The organism is Vibrio gazogenes, from assembly GCF_023920225.1.
In the GTDB taxonomy this organism is placed as follows: domain Bacteria; phylum Pseudomonadota; class Gammaproteobacteria; order Enterobacterales; family Vibrionaceae; genus Vibrio; species Vibrio gazogenes.
Genome location: NZ_CP092587.1, coordinates 1,451,256 through 1,468,521, shown reverse-complemented (window position 1 = coordinate 1,468,521; position 17,266 = coordinate 1,451,256). Strand labels below are relative to the sequence as shown.

General features: G+C 47.8%; 14 protein-coding genes. 4 read left to right on the top strand and 10 right to left on the bottom strand.

From position 1 onward, the window contains the following. Nucleotides 1-3: 3 nt before the first annotated feature. Both MKS89_RS06625 and MKS89_RS06620 read right to left on the bottom strand, forming a co-directional pair. On the bottom strand, nt 4-2,205 hold the full coding sequence (locus MKS89_RS06625; RefSeq protein WP_072957059.1) for a type VI secretion system Vgr family protein: 2,202 nt from the start codon (nt 2,203-2,205) through the stop codon (nt 4-6). A 793-nt stretch (nt 2,206-2,998) separates the two neighbouring features. After that, nucleotides 2,999-4,396 carry an SLC13 family permease gene (locus MKS89_RS06620; RefSeq protein WP_072957057.1) on the bottom strand — a complete coding sequence of 466 codons (1,398 nt, stop codon included), beginning with the start codon at nt 4,394-4,396 and terminating at the stop codon, nt 2,999-3,001. 61 nt (nt 4,397-4,457) lie between these two features. On the opposite strand from MKS89_RS06620, the gene MKS89_RS06615 reads away from it, so the two are divergent. After that, on the top strand, nt 4,458-5,306 hold the full coding sequence (locus MKS89_RS06615) for an AraC family transcriptional regulator (protein WP_242656017.1): 849 nt from the start codon (nt 4,458-4,460) through the stop codon (nt 5,304-5,306). Nucleotides 5,307-5,439: 133 nt separating this feature from the next. Here the strand turns inward: MKS89_RS06615 and MKS89_RS06610 are convergent, their stop codons facing one another. The 4 genes from MKS89_RS06610 to MKS89_RS06595 form a co-directional block, all read right to left on the bottom strand. Beyond that, entirely contained in the window at nt 5,440-6,840 is a 1,401-nt protein-coding gene (locus tag MKS89_RS06610; RefSeq protein ID WP_072957054.1) for an APC family permease, read from the bottom strand. 71 nt (nt 6,841-6,911) lie between these two features. After that, nucleotides 6,912-8,204: an NAD(P)/FAD-dependent oxidoreductase gene (locus MKS89_RS06605; protein ID WP_072957052.1), complete on the bottom strand. Its 1,293-nt coding sequence runs from the start codon at nt 8,202-8,204 to the stop codon at nt 6,912-6,914. A 58-nt stretch (nt 8,205-8,262) separates the two neighbouring features. Beyond that, the gene (locus tag MKS89_RS06600) at nt 8,263-8,679 is read right to left on the bottom strand and encodes a RidA family protein (protein ID WP_072957050.1); all 417 of its coding nucleotides are present in this window, start codon (nt 8,677-8,679) and stop codon (nt 8,263-8,265) included. Between the two features lie 78 nt (nt 8,680-8,757). After that, the gene (locus MKS89_RS06595) at nt 8,758-9,897 is read right to left on the bottom strand and encodes an ornithine cyclodeaminase family protein (RefSeq protein WP_072957047.1); all 1,140 of its coding nucleotides are present in this window, start codon (nt 9,895-9,897) and stop codon (nt 8,758-8,760) included. 109 nt (nt 9,898-10,006) lie between these two features. On the opposite strand from MKS89_RS06595, the gene MKS89_RS06590 reads away from it, so the two are divergent. Continuing rightward, entirely contained in the window at nt 10,007-10,993 is a 987-nt protein-coding gene (locus tag MKS89_RS06590; RefSeq protein WP_235862483.1) for a helix-turn-helix domain-containing protein, read from the top strand. A gap of 248 nt (nt 10,994-11,241) precedes the next feature. On the opposite strand, the gene MKS89_RS06585 is transcribed toward MKS89_RS06590, so the two are convergent. From MKS89_RS06585 to MKS89_RS06570, 4 genes are all read right to left on the bottom strand, one after another. Then, nucleotides 11,242-12,228, bottom strand: a complete 987-nt coding sequence (locus MKS89_RS06585) for a trypsin-like serine peptidase (protein ID WP_072957045.1) — start codon at nt 12,226-12,228, stop codon at nt 11,242-11,244. A gap of 278 nt (nt 12,229-12,506) precedes the next feature. Then, nucleotides 12,507-13,763, bottom strand: coding sequence for a PTS ascorbate transporter subunit IIC (gene ulaA, locus MKS89_RS06580; RefSeq protein WP_072957043.1), 1,257 nt, complete (start codon nt 13,761-13,763; stop codon nt 12,507-12,509). A gap of 10 nt (nt 13,764-13,773) precedes the next feature. After that, complete coding sequence (locus MKS89_RS06575; protein ID WP_072957040.1) at nt 13,774-14,061, bottom strand: PTS sugar transporter subunit IIB; 288 nt, start codon at nt 14,059-14,061, stop codon at nt 13,774-13,776. A 42-nt stretch (nt 14,062-14,103) separates the two neighbouring features. Continuing rightward, nucleotides 14,104-14,547, bottom strand: coding sequence for a PTS sugar transporter subunit IIA (locus tag MKS89_RS06570; RefSeq protein WP_072957037.1), 444 nt, complete (start codon nt 14,545-14,547; stop codon nt 14,104-14,106). Nucleotides 14,548-14,797: 250 nt separating this feature from the next. On the opposite strand from MKS89_RS06570, the gene MKS89_RS06565 reads away from it, so the two are divergent. Beyond that, nucleotides 14,798-15,826: a LacI family DNA-binding transcriptional regulator gene (locus tag MKS89_RS06565; protein ID WP_072957035.1), complete on the top strand. Its 1,029-nt coding sequence runs from the start codon at nt 14,798-14,800 to the stop codon at nt 15,824-15,826. Nucleotides 15,827-16,402: 576 nt separating this feature from the next. Beyond that, nucleotides 16,403-17,257 carry a transporter substrate-binding protein gene (locus tag MKS89_RS06560; RefSeq protein ID WP_205409136.1) on the top strand — a complete coding sequence of 285 codons (855 nt, stop codon included), beginning with the start codon at nt 16,403-16,405 and terminating at the stop codon, nt 17,255-17,257. The last annotated feature ends 9 nt before the right edge of the window (nt 17,258-17,266 follow it).

The window sequence follows — 17,266 nt, the reverse complement described above, 5'->3', positions numbered from 1 at the left end:
GAATTACGCTCCCAGCAAACTATCAAGGTGATTAACAACCTTAGAAATCGATTCTCTGGGAATATCATCAAAGGCTTCATCGGAAAGATAATGAATGCGGGCAACACCGTTAGGTACATTCTCAAGTTTGGCATACCCGTCTTCATCAAGTGCTCCTGTTAACTCAGTACCATCACTAAGAACAGCTTTATATTTTGTACCGGCATATGGCTGTAATTCAGGATCCATATAAAAGAACTCCATGATATGTTTTTGATCTTCCTGAATAAGAGCCTTGGCATTTAATGGTAATTCCCCACCAAACCCACTGCCACTGCCGGCACTGCCACCGGAGTTGAGATTGACTCCGGCACCGCTGAGGGAAACACCGGACGGATCGACTTTAACGAAGCTGCCACCGGCTTTAAGGGTGATTTCGTTACCCGCTTCGATGATGACTTGCTCACCGGCTTTGATATGGATTTCGGTACCCGCTTCATTGACCCACACTTTACCGGCTTTCACATGCAATTCACCTTCAATCATCAATGTCTGGCTCTTGGCGATTTTGGTGCGCGCTTCACCGCTGACGGTGTGGTGATCATTGACCTTGATATGGCTGTAGCGGTCATTATCGATGGTGGTACTTTGGTTATGTTTGATATGCGTGGTTGCATCGTTTTCAACCAGTGTGTCGGTATCTTTTTGCGCGTGCAGATAGATTTTCTCGCTGCCTGACTGGTCTTCAAAACTCAGTTCGTTGTAGCCTTCGCCTTGGTGCGTTTCGGTGCGGATCACCGTTTTAGTTTTGTGCTCCGGTAACGGATACGGCGTAACATTATTGGCATTGTAAGTCCGACCGGTAATGATCGGCTGATCCGGGTCGCCATTGAGGAAGTGGATCACCACTTCATGACCAACCCGCGGCACGGCCATCATACCATACTGTGCACCGGCCCAACCTTGGGTCACGCGGAGCCAGCAAGAGCTTTGCTCATTTGAGCTGCCGTATCTGTCCCAAGGGAATTGGACTTTCACCCGGCCATGCTCATCACAGTAGATCTCTTCCCCTTCAGGGCCGACCACCGTGCCCATCGTCGGGAACTTGAGGATCGGCTTGCTGCGGAGTGTCATCTGCCACACTTGATCACCGAGGACCGCAGTAAACTGGTTGGCGTACGTGGTTGCACCGCTGCCACCGGATTCTTCCAACGCTTGCGGCTGGCTACCCTGATGCGCCACCTGAACCAGCAGATAATTGCGATTCATCTCACTGTCCAAGTGCTCCATCAAATCAAAGCGCTTACCGGCCTGAAGCTGTGCGTCGTTACTTTTACCGTGGAAGGTGTGGGCTTGTCGGCGCAGGGCTTCAAGGCGGATTTGCGTAAACGCCTGACCGCTGGTGTCGTCTTTAAATCGCCCCGGATGGTCAAAGTGCTCATAGTCGCCACGCTGATAACTCATATCGGACGCCGTGGCTGACTGAGCCAGATTATAGGATGGCTTTTTAAAGCTGTAATCGCCCAGTTGAACGTCACTGACTTCCATCTGTTTCTGCTCGGTCAAAGTTGAGACGTAGGGTTGCTCAAACACTCCACCGGACAGCGCATTATACGGCACCGGCATCGCCAGGCGGCCGAACCCTTCGGGATTATCTGTGAGGACTAAAACATGCTTGTCTTGCTGATGTTCAAAGTGGTACATCAGCCCTTCTTCCGCTGCCAGACGGTGGAAGAACTCTAAATCAGTCTCGCGGTACTGAACGCAGTATTCGCGTTTGGCACACTCGCGGCGCACTGAAAACGCATAATCATTGATATTCATTTCCTGAAGCAGCACGGAGAGGATTTCCGGCACATCCAATTGCTGGAAGATCCGGCTGTTATGGCGCAGCGACAGTCTTTCTAAGGAAGGCACCAGAGTGAGTGAATAAAAGGTATGATGGTGACCGGTATCGCCCCGGCTGAAATTACGAATAATGCCGTGAACCTTTTGTACCACTTCGTTATTACGCAGCACTTCCAGTAATGCACTGCTATCGACCATCTGCTCATAACTCAGGTCACTGTTGCGGCTGGCAATATCGATGCAATACCGATAGCCATAAACCGGTTGACCTTGATCATCCACCGAGTCTGAGATCGATTCGATGCCCTGATAGTCACGGACCACCAATGTCTCGTCATTGACGCCATCGATGGTGAGCCTGAACCCTAACGTTGCCATGTAAACACCCTTCGTGTTGCTTTCTTTATGATTGTTGGAACATGGTGACTGGCAATGTTTAACCAAGCCTTTCCTGATTCACCACGCTACCGCAGCCAGATGATTTATATAAAATAAAAATTGATCTGCAAGTCGGACCATTATATGCAACATGCAGGTCAGGATTCACGCATTATCAAGTCAGTTTGATTTTGGGAAGGCGATTTTTTGAAGGGATATAACATTTTCATGCTTAGGCGGCGGGTATGGGCACCGAGATGTGCAAATTTCGGGGCCGGAGGCTGGGGAGATGAACATTGTGGCGCTGTTGTTTGGTGCGCGATTGATTTTGTCGATTTCAATAGCATCTCCAACAGCGCCCCAGATACTTTTGGCGTTCCAAAAGTACCCAAAAGAACGGTTTAGTTCGTGGACGCTGGCCGGGTCGGATTGATTCGCTCCTGCTCAAGCAATCCTGAAAAATCGTCCATGATTTTTCACCCTGAGTCCTGTGACCAAATTGACTTTTGCTATGTTTTATCCAATCCAAATCAACCACGCAGCAAAGAAAATCATTCCGGGAGAATGATTAGGCTTTTCCGGGCAGGACGCCCGTAAAAGGCGGTTCTGGACAACGTGCGACACCGTCAAACAAAAAAAGATTTTCTGATTCGTCTTTCATCTCTGAAAGATGAACTGGCGCACAGAACACTGATGTCTCTGAAACCGCAAAACCAAATTGTGCGTCAAATTTCGGGGCCCGAGGCTGGGAACATAAAAGTAGAGATACAGCAGCGCTTGCCGCCCCCCAAGATCACCCCAGCCACCCCAACAAATTCCACCATAAATAGTCTAACGGCATTAACACCAATACCGTAATAATCGCCAGAGGGAATGTCAATTTCAAAAGCCTCGACAACGGTTCATGAGACAACTGCATCGCAATGATCAGCGGTGTCACCTGATATGGGAAAATAACCGTCGAGAAACCGACCACTTGAGTCATCAATACCTGAGGAATGGTAAAGCCGGTGGCTTGTGCTAAATCTCCGGCCATCGGGGTCAGGACGGTCGGAACACCGGGAACTGTTGCCACGAAGCCCGTAAACATCGACATCAGCGAAAGCGCCATGAAGTTCAGAAAATCGCCTCCGGTCTTGCCGGGAATTAGGCCTCCCAAAATATCGCCCATGATTGTACCAATCCCCGACTGATTCACTAACGCCCCGAGCCCAAGCGCTGCGGCAACGAAAACAACCGCTCCGAAATCAATACTGCTGTTGAATGATTTGGGGGGAACGACACCCCAGCGAGGAAGCAACAACACAATCGCCGCAGCCAACCCAACCCACGCAGGGTTCACTCCGTGAATGGTATCCGTCATCCACAATAATAATGTCACGCCTAAAATTATACCGACTCGGATTTGTAACGCCGCCTGATATACCTCTTCTTGCTGTTGCGGCGCTTCATCGCTGGCTTCAGCACGAATGTGGGCAGGAAAGATCACTAATGTCAGCGCGACAATGATTAACGATTTCACGATACCGAGAACAGGAAAATGTAACCACAAATATTCGGTATAACCAAAGCTCAGGTGAAATAACGTCTCACTGGCACCACTCAAGATCATGTTAGGAATATTGGCCGGCAGAATCGCAAAGCTCGGCATATTACAGGCCAGTGTCAGTGACGTCGCGATCCCCAGACGCCCGTTACTGCCGCGAGAAAAACCAACTTTATCCGCCAGAGCCATACCGATTGGGATCATCACCACAGAGCGCCCCACTGACGAAGGCATCAAAAATCCCAATATCATTGCACTCACAACCAAGCCGAAAATCAGACGGAAATAGCTGCCGACCAAGTATGGTGCAATCCGGGATGCCAGTCTTTTGCCTAATCCGGAAAGGCTGATTGCTGAGCCAATGATAAATCCGGAAATAATTAACCACACGGCGGTCGAACCAAATCCTGCAAACAGTACCCCCGGGGCAAGTAACTGGAAGATGGTCACCAGAGCAAAGAAGATTAAGGCAGTTAAAAATGGCGGGAAAAAACCAATACTCCAACCCACCAGCGTAATCAGTATCACCGCTGCGCTGTGTGACACGTTGGGTTGAACCCCTTCAGCCGGAAATAAAACCAGCCAAACAGCCAGTATCAGTGCGAGGGCAACTGCAATATGCCTCAGCGACACACTGTTTTTCATATCATTCACCTTGATTCATCTTGATTGCAGAAATAATGCCCCCTAAGATAGCGGATATCGTGTGACGCAAAAAGATCTGAAAATGCCAAAGAATATTCCTGAAGCGACATTACTGCTACCGAATCAGTTTGCCTATACCATCGACCCTTCTCACCCGGTGCTCACACACAGCCACAGTATGTTGGCGGAAACCCGAATGACACCCCATGCCCATCCCAGAGGTCAGTTGCTATGGGCCGCACAAGGCATTGTCAAAGTCACCAGTGATGAGGCGATTTGGATTGTGCCGTCCACACACGCCGTTTGGATCCCCGGTGGCGTGGTACATCAAGTTCAATCAAAAACAGTGGCCCACATGCGCAACTTGTATGTTGACCCGTCATTCCCGATTCGGGCACAACAAAAAGGCATCGCGATGCTGAAAATAACCCCATTGATCCGTGAGCTGATCTTACGCCTGGTTGAAGGGTACGATTCGTTACAAAAAGGGCCGATGAAACGGCTCGGACTAGTTTTGATTGATGAGCTCGCCACGCTGGATGAGCTCAGAGTGTATTTACCTGCGGGCAAAGATCCGAGGTTAAACCGGCTGATCACGCATATTATCAATGAGCCATTACACCATATCACTCTACAACAGCGTGCTGCACGAGTGGGTGCCAGTGTCCGAACCATTGAACGACTATTTAAAGCAGAAACGGGGATGACTTATCGGCAATGGTGCAGCAGGCACCGTTTGATTAGCACACTTGAGCTGTTAAGACAGGGAGAAAATACCAATCACGTCGCTTATGAGCTGGGTTATAAAAGTGTAAGTAGCTTTATCAGTGCCTTTAAGACCTTGTTCGGATGCACACCACAGACCTATGCACAGCAAGAAAATCATCAGCGACCACCGATTCTCCCCTGAGCGTCTATCCCTTCTGAAAAAAACACTCGGATGAAAATCACCACAGTCTGTTACGCTGCTTGTGTTTTTCATCCGAGTATCGTGACGCTTACGATGTCTCCGGTGACATTAATGCCTTTCTCCAGAGAGCAACTTAGTCAACATCCGGCTCGAACAATCCGCGTTTCATGTAAAATTTTACCCAAAATGCCGCGATCAAACTGATGATGAGTAGAATGCTACCGGTAATGGTGTACACCATCCGGGTCATACTCGGATCCGGTGAATTGTTGAGTGCCACATACAGCATACTGACAATCCCGATAATCTGAGGCCAAGGATAAAACGGTGTGCGGTAGGGACGCTCTTGTTTTGGCAGCCGTTGACGCAACACGATCACATCAATGTGAGCCACAATATAAGCCAATAGCCAACTGGTAGTTGCTGCAATCACCAGCACAATCAACGCATCAATCTCGAAGATAAAATAAGAGATAGCGGTGCAGACAGAGAGCATCACAATTGCAGCCCAAGGTGCATCGAACCGGTTGACGGCTTTCAGTTGCGGAAAAGCCTGCTTCTGCATTGCCATACCGTGCAACATTTTCGGCACTGAGGCCAGTACGGTATTGATCGTACTACAGGTGGCAGCGAGAGCCATGACGGTTGCGATCACTAAGCCACTCTTTCCGAAAACAGCATTGACATAATCCAAATACGGCAGTGGCGATTCAACGAGTGCATTCTGGCTTAAATAAAGACTGGCACCATAAGCAAAAGCCAAAAATATCAAGAATATAAATAGCAGTGACAAATGCATAGCCCGGGGAATATTCTTCCGCGGCTGTTTGACTTCGTTGATCATCGGACAGATAAATTCAACACCAACCATCATCCACATCGCTAAAGCAATCAAACCGATAAAACTTCCGTCCCAAACACCGTTGAAACTCCAGTCCACCGCTTGCCCGGCCAAATCAGGATGTGTCTGACTTAAGCCGGTAATCGCAGTCAGGCCAACCAAAATCAAGGCGCTGACCAACACAAATGCCAGCAGATTCTGAACGCGGGCAAACACATCGGCTCCTACCAGATTGGTGATCGTGAGAACCCCTAAAATCAGGAGCGGCACCACTTTGTCCGGCAGCATTCCCGGAAACAGTTGCGCTAACATTCCATCAACCAGAAACATTTCCACAGGGACGGCCAGAATCGCAACCACAACATATCCGGCAAACACCGCAACAATCGCCGGGAAATGACCAATCGCTTTTTGCGTATAGGTGGCTAACGTTCCTTCTTGCGGAAACATCAATGATAATTCGGCAAAACTCATCGCATTGAACTGGGCAAGCGCTAATGCTGCAATCATCGCAGCAATGAACGACATGCCGCCGATCCCGATGCCCTGCGTTGCAGAAATCATCGACCCTTGCACAATGACCAAACCGATACAGATTGCCATCATCGTCGGCAAACGCATTTTTAACCGTGGACGGGGTGTTATCGACAGCCCCATTGTATCCATACTTTGTACATGTGTGTGATTGCTCATGTGAAATCCCTCTCATGAATAAAAACAACGTCAATGTTTTAAACTGATCTATGTTTCAAATTGATCGATGTTTAAAACCGCTCAAATCGATAAGGTGCCGGATCGACAATCGGCGTGACATTCGAGACCAAATCCGCGGCGAGCTGTCCTGCTGCCGGGCCGGTGCCAAATCCGTGACCGGAAAAGCCGGTTGCGACCGTCAAACCGGGAATCGCGCTAATGTGGTCGATAACAGGAACTGAATCCGGTGTGACATCAATCAGCCCGGCCCAGCTTTCATCAATCCCAACGCCCGCAAACATCGGCCAAGCATTGGCAAGATTCGTCAGTGCTTCTTGGTTAATGCCTTCATTTGCTGACGGGTTCAGGGTACGAATCCGCTCGAACGGAGACACACCGTTCGCCTTCCAGCGTCGTGGCAAAGCCAGATCCCGGAGGAAATGGCGCCCGAGCGACATGCGCATATAACTGCGCTGTGCACGTAACTGCGACAAATAACGCATCCCGATTAAGAGATGATCCAGCGTCAGCGGCGCATCCAGCGCCCCGCGTTGCGTGATGACAAACCCACCATCGGAATGTCGGCGAAAAGAAAAATCCGGTGCGGCAAACGCAATCTCCGTCGGCCCTTCGGTGGCTTTGGTACGCAACACGGAACAGATAATCGGCAGTGTCGGGAACGACACACCATGATTGCCCAAGAAACGTCTCGACCACGCGCCACTGGCAAGCAGCACTTGAGTACAGCGAATTTCACCTTGCTCGGTAATAACGCCACTCATCTTACCGCCTGCGGTAGAGAGCGTACGGACGGCACAGTTTTGTACCATCACCGCCCCTTTTTCAATCGCTCGCTGAGCCATCGCACTGGTCGCAATGGCAGGTTCTGCAAATCCATCGGACGGGGTATATACCCCACCAATCCATTTATCACGCCCACCGGGAGCCAGTTGATCAATTTGCTGTGGGCTAAGGAGTTGAGAGTCCAACTGCAATGACTGAACCGATTGATACCACCCTTGGTACATGGCCATCTGTTTTTCATCACGCGCGGCAAAAAGAATGCCAGACCGCTGATAGCCAACCGAGCGTCCGATCCGTTCGGGCATTGCGGCCCAAAGCCGATCTGCGGCCTGTGCCAGCGGGATATCTTCGGCATGACGGTTGGTTTTGCGGATCCAACCGAGGTTACGTGATGACTGCTCCGCACCGATTTGTCCTTTTTCCAGCAATACCACCGGAATGTTCCGCTCAGCCAGTGCCAATGCGGCACTGACACCGATAATGCCCCCACCGATAATCACCACTTGTGTTGATGCAGGGTGCTGGTCTTGCGTCTTTACGGGTTCCAATCTCTGTGTCATCTTCTCATCCTTAAAAATCTATCCTCAACCAAACAGCGACGTATTGAATTCATCGCCATCAGATCGTGATTCTGTTTGTCTCGCTATCACCGGCACCACGATAGGCCGTAACTTCCAGCTCAACCAGGTAGATCGTCGATCCCAAGGGTGGACAGGTCACCGTCGTTGCGGGGTCAATGCCTTTGAATTTTTGGCCGACAAATTCCATCACCAACGGGACATGAGCCGGGTCCTGAATAAAAACACGAGACATCACGACATCGGCCAGCCCGGCACCGACAGAGGCCAGTGCTTTTTCAATGTTGTCGAATACCTGCTGTGCCTGTTCAATGACATCATCAGAGATTTGTTGAGATTCCGGATTACGGCCGGCGGTATTGGAAACAAATATCCAGTCATCCACGGCGACAAGGCGGGAATAGCTGCCAAGTGCTTCAAACTTTGAACCCGTTTTTACTTTTACAATTTGAGTCATTGGGGGATTCCTACATCACAAATAAAATACATCGCAACTCACAAATGGATAGGGTCTACACGATGGTAGAGGAAGGCCTCAGCTCAGCACCGGTTCGTCCCACAGATTCAGTTTGACGCCAATTCCCTGAGCGAGTGCGTTACGGTAAATGACGGTTGCCCACGCCACATCTTCTACCGGTAAACCACCGACTGACATGATGATGATCTCTTCATCGTTGTTACGCCCGGGTGCTTCACCGGCAACAATCTCACCGATATCTTCAAGTTGGTCGAGGGTGATTTTTCCTTCGGCAATCATGTCCATAAAGCGCACACCGATCACCGGGATATGATGGTGAGCCGGTTTCGGCACTTCTTCGTACCAAGCTTGATACAAACCGGTATTGTCGAGCACTTTGCGCACGTCATCCTGTTCCATCGCCTCATCAAGACGACAATAGGCGGGCATCGCTAAGAAAGCACCCGGTTTGACCCATTCGCGTTTGACGATCGGATATAACGCTGGGTCACCGGTCTCACCCGAATTACAGTACGTCACAATATCTGAGCCCCGCACCACCTCTTCCAGTGAATCGACAATCTCGACGGTGGTGATTTGCGGATATGTGGATGCCACCCAAGTGAGGAAGCTATCGAGACTTCTCTGTCCGCGGCCTTTCACTTTGATGGTATCAATCTGAGGACAGGCGGTAATAAATGCAGCAACGGCTGTTTTGCCCATCACGCCGGGGCCAAGCAAACCGATCACTTTCGAATCTTTACGTGCCAGATGGCGCGCGCCAACTCCCGGCACCGCACCGGTACGATAAGCGGATAGCAGATTCGCAGACATATAAGCCAGTGGTGCCCCTGTCTCAATATCGTTGAGGATAAACATCAGGATGGAACGTGGCAGACCTTTCTCACGGTTGGCAATGTTGGAGCCATACCATTTCACGCCACACGTTTGGAAATTTCCGCCGAGATAAGCCGGCATCGCCATCAAGCGACGATCTGCGGTCGGTTTCGGCATGGTCGGAAAAGGCGATTCCTCCGGGAAAATAACCATCGCACCATGAGAATCATTATTTGCGCCAGCCATGCGATAGTCGCCCTGCCACAACAGGCCAAACATCTCTTCCATCGTATCAACGCAGCTTGGCATATCGGTGACACCTGCTTTGAGCATGTCCTGCTCCGACAGGTAAATAAAATCGATTTTGGTACTCTCTGACATAACATCACCTCAAAAATAGGGGGTTGAATTTGTATGCCGTGTTCCGGTCACCGAGGATGTCAATCATCGACCTTCCCTGGCGAATCGCATCGGATGAACAACGGATAGTTTGGATGATAGAGAGCTCGATCAGCAGCGTATTGAATTTTTGCGACATGACTCAAATATTGATAAAAATGACAAACTGGCACCTCGCTTGCTTTCTAACCGTACTTGGAACGGTTTATCTCGGAAAGCAGGTGTCGTTATGTCAAAAGCTTCGATTGTCAAACGTGTGGCAGGCATCCACGCCAAACAACCTTGGTTTGTCCTCAGTGCTGCGCAGGATTTTTCGCTCTGTTCCTCTGATATTCCTGAGGTTTCTCACTTCTATGGTTTTGAAGCGGACTCGTCCGCATCACTGACACTCGCGATCCCCGATGGCTGTATCGACATCCTCTTCGATTGTGATGCCAGCTCTCCGACCGCATATGTTTGCGGGACGACACTCGAAGCAACCCGAGCTAATTTCGTCCATCAACATCGTTATTTCGGGGTGCGATTTGTGCCGGGTGTCATCCCTGATTTCTTGAATGCGTCAGCCAGTGAGATGATCAACCATTTACTGCATTTGCATGATGTGGTGCCAACATGCAATGCCCTGTTCGAACAAGTAGTTAGTGCGCCAACATTTGTCCAGCAAGTGACCCTGACGCAGCAGTTTCTGAAGGATAACTTATTGAATGGTCAGAGGAGACGTCGCTTTTCACCACTCACGTCGCAAGCGATTGAGCACATTTGTCATCATAAAGGAAATATTCAGATCAAGCAGTTAGAGGCCATGACCGGCTACACCAGCCGCACGTTACAACGCCAGTTTCTCAGTGATTTGGGGCTGTCGCCCAAAGCGTTCAGTCGGATCATCCGCTGCCAGTCTGCGGTGTATCATATCAACCACCAGCAACAGGTCATTTTTTCCGACTTAGCCTATGGCTTAGGGTTCAGTGATCAATCTCATTTCTTGAGAGAATTCAAACGATTAGTGAGTGCCACACCACTCGATTACCAAAAGCGGGTTAAACACGAAACTTATCTGAACCGGATTCGTTATAACTGAACTCATTTTGTGCATTTTTGCACCAATACAGCACAGTGATACGACCGATTGAGACTTTCACCAGCTTGATTTGACCGGACAAACTGACTGCAACATCACAAAAAAACAATCATGCTGAGAAACAATCCCGCTGGAAAGCAATTCCGCTGAAAAACAATTCCACTGAAACACAATCCCATTGAAACACAAAAAGGCTCTCAGATTGAATTCTGAGAGCTTTTATCATCAGTCTCACTGAAAAAAAACGATTAATAAGAAGATATCCACTGTTTCAGCGTATTGTATACGGAACTGGTCAGCCGAGTACCACAGTTACGGGAAGAAGAACCGGTTGTATGAATGCCGCGAACATAGTTACGCGTATCCCGGATGCCGCTACCGCTTTGGCCACCGGCGGTATCCAATGTATAACAGACACGGTAAGAAGAGATGGCATTGGTCGCACCGGAGTCAGTCCACATGGTCCAGTGTGTTTTATCACCCGGATATCCGGTAACCGAATGGGTACCATCGGAATAGACTCCCCAACCAGAGTAACCACCGTGCGGCGCTTTTTGCAACACGATTAATGCATAATCATAATTAGAATTACGATCATTGAACCAGGCTGTCGTGGTGACCGCATTTTTCCACGCGGTGGTTCCCCAAGGTTTCGCAGAACCATTCTGTCCGGCAGCAAAATCCAGCGCCCGGTACCAATTACCACGCCCGTCTGCAACACAGTGGCCCGCTGTCAGTACATATTTATCACCAATCAGTGTACCGGTACATCCAACTGAAATATGACCGATATAGTTGTAAGGTGAAGTGGTTGTTCTCGTGATCTGGGTACGATCATCATGACCAATGACGGCTCCCTGAATATCTTCCTCCTCTCCGGTCATTTTAGGTTTAATCGTTGCATCTTTTTCCGGTGTGGTAAATATCGTGGCATCCAGACCCAGTTCATCAAATGTCTTGACTGCGTCCTCAAATGCTCGCAATGCATCTTCTGAAATTTCAGCAGTGTATTGATTTCCGTCCCGATCAACAGCAATCGCTCCCATGGCGTCTGCCCGGTCAACAATCGAATCACTGAAAGTCGGATCATTGGTAAATTCCGGCGGCTGAACAACATTAACGCCATCAATAAAATTTGCTTTTTGAGACATTTCAGTAAATTGTGTTAAATCGTCGGCCTGAACACCAAGTGAACACAAGCCGATGATTGAAAGAGATAAGATTCTAAGCTTCATTTTTATTCCTTTAGATTCAGATTAGAGCGTAAACAGCGTTCTGACATCCTGCCGCTGTTTGGACATGTTGATACGCATATACAACAAATATTTATACAACAACATGTATACAACTAGGTGTATATTATATCGATTCTGAATATCAGGAAAGCTTAAAATCAGTATTCATCGCATCATCGAGTATTCGGATGTGATCTGTCCCGCAAAAAAACAAATGCCAGTCAGGTTAACTGACTGGCATGACCCACGAGCGAGATTTTGATTTTGCAGGCAAGTAATTAACGGACAATCAATCCAAGCAGGATCCCGATTACTCCGAAATCAGAATCACTGAATGTGGTATTGGCAAAGCCTAAATCACCCAATACAGGTAGTAGGAAAACCGGCAGGAAGGTAATCAGCAGCCCTTGCGCAAAAGCGCCTAAAATAGCACCGCGTCGTCCACCGGTTGCGTTGCCGAAGACTCCGGCAGCCGCCCCGACGAAGAAGTGCGGCACCACACCGGGAATAATGATAGTTAAATTCATCATGTAAAGCAGCAGCATCCCGACTAAACCTGCGGTAAAACTCGACAGGAAACCGACCAATACTGCGTTCGGCGCATAGGGAAAGACGACCGGACAATCCAATGCGGGTTTTGCATTCGGCACCAGCTTATCGGAGATACCTTTAAACGCCGGGACGATTTCAGCAATAATCATCCGTACCCCTTGCAGGATGACATATACTCCACCGGCAAAAGAGATGGACTGAATTAAAGCGAACATGAACCAGTGTTTACCCCCACTGACCTCACGGACATAGTCACCGCCGGCGAACAGACAGGTGATGATGAAAATGATCCCCATAGTGAACGAGATAGCAACCGGTGTATCGCGTAAAAACAATAAGCTTTTGGGAACATTCATGTCTTCAGTGGAGTGGGCTTTATTACCCAGTTTGCTGCCGATAAACCCAGCGAGTACATAAGAGAGTGTCGAAAAGTGACCAATCGCCACATCGTCAGAACCAGTCACCTGTTTCATGTAGCGGTGAGCAATCGCAGGGAAGAACACCATCACACAACCTACCACAATCGACCCTAAAGCAATGAGGGGAACACCTTTCATACCACTGCTAGCAAGAATCGCAGCCACCATCATCGACATAAAAAGGGTATGATGCCCGGTCAAGAAAATAAATTTCCATGGTGTAAAACGCGCAATCAGAATATTCACCAGCATCGCAAAGAACATGATCATCGCCATTTCGCGGCCAAATGATTTCTGTGCAATCGAGACGATAGCTTCGTTATTAGGAACAACACCGGTAATGCCAAAAGCGTGTTGAAAAATGGTGGCAAAGTCACCGAGTGAGTTGACAACCAGACCGGCTCCCGCCCCCAAGATAATAAAACCCAATATTGTTTTTACGGTCCCTTTGATACATTCCGTCACCGATTTTTTCTGTGCGATCAGACCGATCAAGGCAATCAAACCGACCAACACCGAGGGCTCTGACAGAACATCATTCATTAAGAAATTAAAGAACTCCATCTCTTTCTCCTTACAGGTAACCCAGCTCTTGCAAAGCCTGAGACAAACGCGTTTTCATCGCAACTTTGTCAACCATGTTATCCAGTGCCACAATGCGTGGCTCGACCGACAATGTATTGAGCTGCTCGGCGATATCGTTCGTACCGACGAAGATGTCACAATCGGTTCCTTTTGCTGAGCCGAGATCAACATGATCAACAGTCGCATCAACATTGAGCTCTTTCACAATCGCTTTAATACTCATTTCCATCATCAGGCTGGTGCCAAGACCATTACCGCAAACTACTATAATTTTCATCATTCAAACCTTTTTATTTTCAGTTATGTAAGGGTACAAAATTTAATATTGGTAAATCACTGCCAGCACATCGTCTGTGCTTTGCGCATCACAAATCTGTTGTACATGCGCTTCATTCATAAATAATTCAGCTAACTGGGCAATCGCTTCAATGTGGCTGTTACTATCTGTCGCGGCTAATGTCACCAGCATCTTGATCGGGTCATTTTCATCGGCATTAAAATTCACACCTTGCTGAATGACCGTCACCGCAAGTGCTAAACGGTTGACACCATCCTCCGGGCGAGCATGAGGCATCGCCATACCCGGACCGACGACGTAATAAGGGCCGATCGATTCATGTGAGCGACAAATAGCATCAACGTAGCCGGGTTCTATGGCATGGTTTTCAATCAGCGCAGCACAAGATTTTTCAATTGCATCTTTCCAGTCGGTCGCATCCGCATAAATACGAACCACATCCGGCGTTATCAGTTCACGTAGCATGTTTATGTCCAACTTTGTCGTGTGATTTAATGATACTTTACAGAACAATGTGCTAGAAAAATCTTAAACAGATCACAAATGATAGCGCTACCTGATAGCGCTATCATTTGTGTGATGCGTGTAAAACTTTGCGCATGCCTTCAGGTTGAATCCATTGAACCAGATCACGGATACGTTAGTATCGAACCGATCACCAATATGCTGTGGTAACATATCAGCGTAGTAAACCTATCACGTAAAATTGAAAAAAATGAGCAGACCGCGTAAACGAAGAAGTACTGGTAGCGTCACATTAGCTGATGTCGCCCAAAAGGCCGGTGTCGGCACAATGACGGTGTCACGAGCATTAAGAACACCGGATTTAGTCTCCGAGCATCTCAGAGAAAAAATTCAGCAAGTGGTTGATGAACTTGGTTATATCCCCAATAAAGCCGCGGGGACGCTTGCCTCCGCAGAAAGTCACTCAATCGCCCTGGTCATTCCGTCACTGTTTGAGAAAGCTTGTGCCGTTTTCCTACCGAAGTTTCAACACACACTCAATAAAGCGGGCTATCAGTTACTCATTGGCTACAGTGATTATTCAATCACTCAGGAAGAAAATCTGGTCTCCACATTTCTGGAAAGTCGCCCGGCGGGTGTCGTCCTGTTCGGTCAGGAGCATACCCAACGAACCCACCAACTGCTGAAATCAACCAATACCATTGTGTTAGAAGTCGCAGAACAATGCTCAAAAGAAAACTACCTAAATATCGGCTTTGATTACTTCGACGTAGGCAAAACGTGTACCAAGCATCTGATTGATCAAGGCTTTCAACGTATTGGCTTCATCGGCGCGCGAGGGGACCATTTTACCTTGCAACATCAGCTCCTTGGCTGGCAAAGTGCGATGATCGATAGTTATTTAACCCCCGACCATTTTTTAACCACACCGGACGCCCCCTCTTCTCAATTAGGCGCAGAAGGGCTCGCGAAGCTGCTTTTACGCGATGCGACCTTAGATGCATTCGTCTGCAGTCATGAAGATATCGCGATTGGAGCGTTATTTGAGTGTCATCGTCGCATGCTCAAAGTGCCGGAAGATGTCGCGATCATGAGTCTTGAAGGTTCATCGATGGGAGAACATGCCTATCCAAGCCTGACTTGTGCGGAATTTGATTATGAGGCGATGGGGATCAAAGCCGCTGAAAAGCTGATACACGCGATAAAAGGTGACAACGTATTGGCATCGCCACCCCCTCTCAAATATAAACTCAAACGCAGAGCCAGTACCGCGAGGTGATGATAGGATAACAGTGCGTGAGGCTCTGTTATCCCCCCTCAACCGTGAACCGTGAGATGTAAAAGGCGATTAACGGATGTCGACCACCATCCGATCCAATGCACTCATCAATGAAATGGTCAAATAATGAAATGGCAAAATACCGTTCCGAGCGCGCCATATGACTAAAATGTGCCTGCTCGTCCCCCCTACATATCAAAGCCCGAGGAACGTGGCTTTATCAGAATCCTTGAAGATAAATTTAATTTCCTTCCTTATTAATGAGTTAAATATTCAATAGGAAATAGATAAATCAATTTATCACCAATCTTGTGCAGAAAAACAAAAAATGCACCAACTTGGATTCAGAATAAATAACCATTTCATTTAATGTATCTAGCCTATTAAATTAGATAGAACAAATAAACCAGCATAAAGATCACCTATAGATAATAATATCAATAATTACACACTGATTAAAATTTGACCTGTTGACAGTTATTTATAGTCACCGCATACTGAAAATATATTCCAGTATAAAGATATTAATTCCACTATACCGGAATTTATGGAAAGCACAACGACAAGGAATCAGTGATGAAATTGAATATGACGAGTAAATTCAGTAAATATTTTTTGAGTTCATTAGCGCTATTGCCTCTGTTTATTTCAGCGACGAGTTATGCGGAAAATAAACTACAAGAGGTGTTAGATCGTGGATATTTAGTTGTAGGTACCGGAAGCACAAATGCTCCTTGGCACTTTAAAGATACAAAAAATAACTTAGTTGGCTTTGATATAGATATGGCAAAGTTAGTGGCTAAAGGATTATTTGACGATGAAACTAAGATTAAATTTGTTGACCAATCCGGTGATGCCCGTATTCCTAATTTAGTGACCAATAAAGTCGATCTGAGCTGCCAGTTCATGACCGTTACCCCAAGCCGGGCTCAACAGGTTGACTTTACGATACCGTATTACCGGGAAGGTGTCGGACTTTTATTGATGAATAAAAGTAAGTATAGCGACTATGATTCATTAAAAGATGCCGGAGATAGTGTCGTCGTCGCGGTTTTACAAAACGTTTATGCAGAAGAAATGGTTCATGCCGCGTTACCTAAAGCGGAAGTCGATCAATATGAAAGCGTTGCATTAATGTATCAAGCATTAAACTCTGGTCGAGCAGATGCAGCAGCAACCGATCAATCTTCTCTCCGTTGGTATATGGTACAAAACCCAGGCCGTTATAAGGATTCTGGTTATGCTTGGATGCCTCAAAGTTACTCCTGTGCCGTTAAGAAAGGTGATCAGGAATGGCTGAACTTTGTGAACGTCGTGTTCCATGAAGCGATGACAGGTGTTGATTTTAACACTTACGCTCAATCATTTGAAAAATGGTTTGGCGTGAAATTGCCAATGCCGAAAACGGGCTTCCCTGTTGAATATAAATAAATCGGATGC